This is a genomic window from Psychromonas hadalis ATCC BAA-638 (assembly GCF_000420245.1).
GTDB classification, from domain to species: Bacteria; Pseudomonadota; Gammaproteobacteria; order Enterobacterales; family Psychromonadaceae; genus Psychromonas; species Psychromonas hadalis.
On sequence record NZ_ATUO01000243.1, the window covers coordinates 1 to 3,375 of the forward strand.

Sequence of the window (3,375 nt, forward strand, 5' to 3'; positions counted from 1 at the left end):
TAAATCACCAATAAACTCACGTTGATATTTAACCTAATTTAGCACTTAGAAACTGATCATAAATTAGCTTTCAACAATCTCAAAATGCCACACTCTGAAACAAAAACTAAAAACAGAATACCGCCCTATAAAAAGCAAGAATTAATGGCGCAAGCTGCCTATTTGGTTAACACGCGCAGACGACTATTAGTGACAGCATTATCAGGCGGTATGAACAGACTTAGGAAACTCACAACGTAATATTGATTTTCATTTAGCAAATTAAACCCAAATTTATAACCTTTGAAAATTAAATAAGAACATCAATTTTTAGGGCAACTAACGCCCTGTTAAGCTGTAAAAAATGGTGGGCTATAATCGCGAAGCGATGGCCAACTGTTTTTTATCAGTTTAAACAGCTTGTTATACAATTTTTTTAACTGATAGAGTAACTAATTTACTATCATCATAAATAACAACGGTATCATCAATATCCATTCCCAATTTTTTTAGAATTTTAACCGATGGGATATTTTCTTTCACCGCTACACCATATATTTTCATGTGTTGACCTAAACATAAAAGTATGTTCCAACACAGCTTTTGCAGCTTCATATGCATATCCTTTACCTTGAGCATTTTGTTTAAATCCATATCTGATGTCACTACACTCAATGTTAGGAGAAACTTCTACACCAGCATAACCAAGCTTAACGTTTGGTTCACTTTTTAGATATACAATGAATGAGCCAAAACCTTGTTCCCAATGTTCAATTTTTTTCACTACATGTTGAAAAACTTCCTCATCACTGTAAGGAGCTTCTTTTGGGAGGTATGAACTCATAATCGGGCAAGACATTATTTCTTTATATATATCGAAATCTGTCTCACTTACTGGCTTTAAAATCAATCGCTCTGTTTCAATCATGCCTGGCTAGTACCTTAATTTGTATAACCTCCCAATAAACCGCAAAGCGGAAGTTGGGTTTATAGCGAAGCGGCAACTGTAGTGTGTCGGATTTAATTGGACTTGTTAGGTGTGCATTTAATAATTATAGGGACTAATTTTCATGGATATAAAAACAAAACCATCCATCTTTCTTGATAAAAATGGAGTGGAAATAAAGGCAGGCGACACCATAAAACTTGTTTTTTTGTGCGTCATCGTGAACATGCAGGGTGCAAGAGAGTTGCAACGAGTGGCTTTGGTGGTAATGATGTAATAATCCCCCATGAGGGTCAGTTTCTTGAACCAAAACAACATTGGATAACTAAAATTGTTAGTTGGAATGGTGCGCGTTTAGTCGCTTATTCACATGAGTATTCAGATTACCAAGAAATTAGCAGTGGAATGTCAGAAGATGAAAGCGGTGAGTGGATAAGCACTACTGGTGATCGTGATTTCAATTCAACCTTTAATTCAACTGCTTATGAAATAGTTTCAATTAATAATGATTAATTAAGACCGTAGATAAGTACACCTAACGCCTCATTAAGCGGAAATTAATGGTTTGGCTATAATCGCGAAGCGATGGCCAACTGTTAATTTTCCGTTTAAATGACTTGTTAGGCCTTATTATGGGATTAGCTTGAATTTATTTGCATTCATAGAAAGTAATTCCATTTTAGGAGTTTGTCCTTTTGGCCAATTTAAGGTTTTATGCTTCAAAAGCCAATTTTTAATTATTGGTCGCCCCTTATCTCTAAATTCAGGACATTTATTCCAAAAGCCTTTAGTCAATGTGAATCTGTACTCATCCTCATCAATAACCACAAGTATTGACTCCCATGAAGAATCAAAATATTGATTTCGATTTGTAATACCTACTCGAATCCCATAAGTTTTAGAGCCGAACCAAGTACTAACTTTCATAATACCATCCTTTATGCCACTAGTTTCTGAATTGAACATTCACCGGAATGATGCGATATTTTATATTTTCCATATGCATTTACTTCAGCTAAAAATGAAGCAAGTGATTTAACTCTCGCTGGAAATCTAGTTAGATCTCTATTATCAAATTCACAGAGGAATCCATCATTTTTGATTTCAACTTCTTGAAGCTTAAATTCATAACCACCTTCACCAAGAAAAACAGTTTGTTCTGCTCCTTTGTGAAGAGTAATTAAACATAATTTATCATAAAAAACATCTGTAAATTTTGATTTTTTTCATTAAAATTTATTGTAGTCATTACAAAGTACCTAAATAATTTTGTGGGAAACACTGAGGCCTAACGCTGCATTAAGCGGACAAAAATAGTGGGTTAAAATGTGTAGCGAAGCGAAACGTAACCCACTGTTTTAGTTCCGTTTAAATGCCTTGTTATACGAATTTAACGACTAACGCCATTTTTCTTTTGTTTTTTCACCACGTACTATTTGGTAAATCGCTATATTTTCTTGGTTCAAAAGTCTTACTGCTTCTGGTATGCATTGAATAGGCATTGTTACTTCGTATCCAAATTCTAAATGTAAAATATGTTTTGAATGAAGATCACCGACAAATGCGGTAAGAACACCTAAACCTACTTCTTGGTATTCCCCTATCTCAAAATAAATTTTATACATGTCTTCGCTGTAATCTCTTAACATTCCACTTTTCATAACTAATTCTCTACATTGATTACAATTTATTTATCAAGCACATCAATTCGTATAACGCCATTTTAAGCGGCAATTAATAGTGGGCTAAAATGTGTGAGGTACGAACAACAGCCCGCTGTTAATTGTCCGTCTTGAAAATACTTGTTATACGTACTTTACTCTCTTGAGCGTTTAGCAATTATCCAGTGGGTAAATAAAGCGATGGCTCCTGAGAATACAAACATAAGAGAGCTAACAAGAGATTGTAAACCGTTATGCTTCTCATTAGAAAGAGCAATAATATATGCATCATTTCTTTTTTTAGTTAATTCTTGCTCTTCAATTCCGGGTTTGTTTTTGCCTTCAGAATTGCAACACTTTATTATGTTCCAATACGCATCATTACTTTGATATTCATTATATTGGTATGAGTTCATTGTAATGTCAGGTGCAATCATTGAAATAATAGAGTAACTTGCAATTGCAGATGAAATAATAATACAAATCATCGAGGCAAAACAAACAGCAAGAGCATAAATTTCAAGTTTAGATTTCATGTGCGAAATTCTCCATGTACGTATAACGCTTTGCTAAGCGGAAAATAATGGTTGGCTATAATCGCGAAGCGATGGCCAACTGTTATTTTTCCGTTTAAGCAACTTGTTAGTTGGATATAGATTACAAAACAGCTAACAAGATACTTATATTATTTATTAATTCAATAACTTACTTTTCAAAAACTTGTCATTGAGTGAAGCTGTAGAATAACATTATCACAATTTACATTAATAATTACTGGCTGAATGTGCG

General features: G+C 33.9%; 5 protein-coding genes. 1 reads left to right on the forward strand and 4 read right to left on the reverse strand.

Annotated elements, in window-relative coordinates:
• Nucleotides 1-496: 496 nt before the first annotated feature.
• Nucleotides 497-907 (reverse strand): GNAT family N-acetyltransferase, encoded by a 411-nt coding sequence (locus G322_RS21990; protein WP_211217181.1) that lies wholly within the window; start codon nt 905-907, stop codon nt 497-499.
• Nucleotides 908-1,135: 228 nt separating this feature from the next.
• Between G322_RS21990 and G322_RS0118145 the strand changes: the two genes are divergently transcribed.
• On the forward strand, nt 1,136-1,438 hold the full coding sequence (locus tag G322_RS0118145; protein ID WP_022943105.1) for a hypothetical protein: 303 nt from the start codon (nt 1,136-1,138) through the stop codon (nt 1,436-1,438).
• Nucleotides 1,439-1,555: 117 nt separating this feature from the next.
• On the opposite strand, the gene G322_RS0118150 is transcribed toward G322_RS0118145, so the two are convergent.
• The 3 genes from G322_RS0118150 to G322_RS0118160 all read right to left on the reverse strand — a co-directional run bounded on the left by G322_RS0118150 (nt 1,556) and on the right by G322_RS0118160 (nt 3,122).
• A complete protein-coding gene (locus tag G322_RS0118150; RefSeq protein ID WP_022943106.1) occupies nt 1,556-1,852 on the reverse strand; it encodes a hypothetical protein in 297 nt (98 codons plus the stop codon).
• Nucleotides 1,853-2,322: 470 nt separating this feature from the next.
• The gene (locus G322_RS0118155) at nt 2,323-2,586 is read right to left on the reverse strand and encodes a hypothetical protein (RefSeq protein ID WP_022943107.1); all 264 of its coding nucleotides are present in this window, start codon (nt 2,584-2,586) and stop codon (nt 2,323-2,325) included.
• 155 nt (nt 2,587-2,741) lie between these two features.
• Entirely contained in the window at nt 2,742-3,122 is a 381-nt protein-coding gene (locus G322_RS0118160; RefSeq protein ID WP_022943108.1) for a hypothetical protein, read from the reverse strand.
• Nucleotides 3,123-3,375: the final 253 nt, after the last annotated feature.

Bases quoted from the DNA above. Each gene is read 5' to 3' on its own strand.
- G322_RS0118155 (WP_022943107.1), bottom strand. From the start codon at position 2,586: ATGAAAAGTGGAATGTTAAGAGATTACAGCGAAGACATGTATAAAATT.
- G322_RS0118160 (WP_022943108.1), bottom strand. From the start codon at position 3,122: ATGAAATCTAAACTTGAAATTTATGCTCTTGCTGTTTGTTTTGCCTCG.
- G322_RS0118150 (WP_022943106.1), bottom strand. From the start codon at position 1,852: ATGAAAGTTAGTACTTGGTTCGGCTCTAAAACTTATGGGATTCGAGTA.
- G322_RS21990 (WP_211217181.1), bottom strand. From the start codon at position 907: ATGATTGAAACAGAGCGATTGATTTTAAAGCCAGTAAGTGAGACAGAT.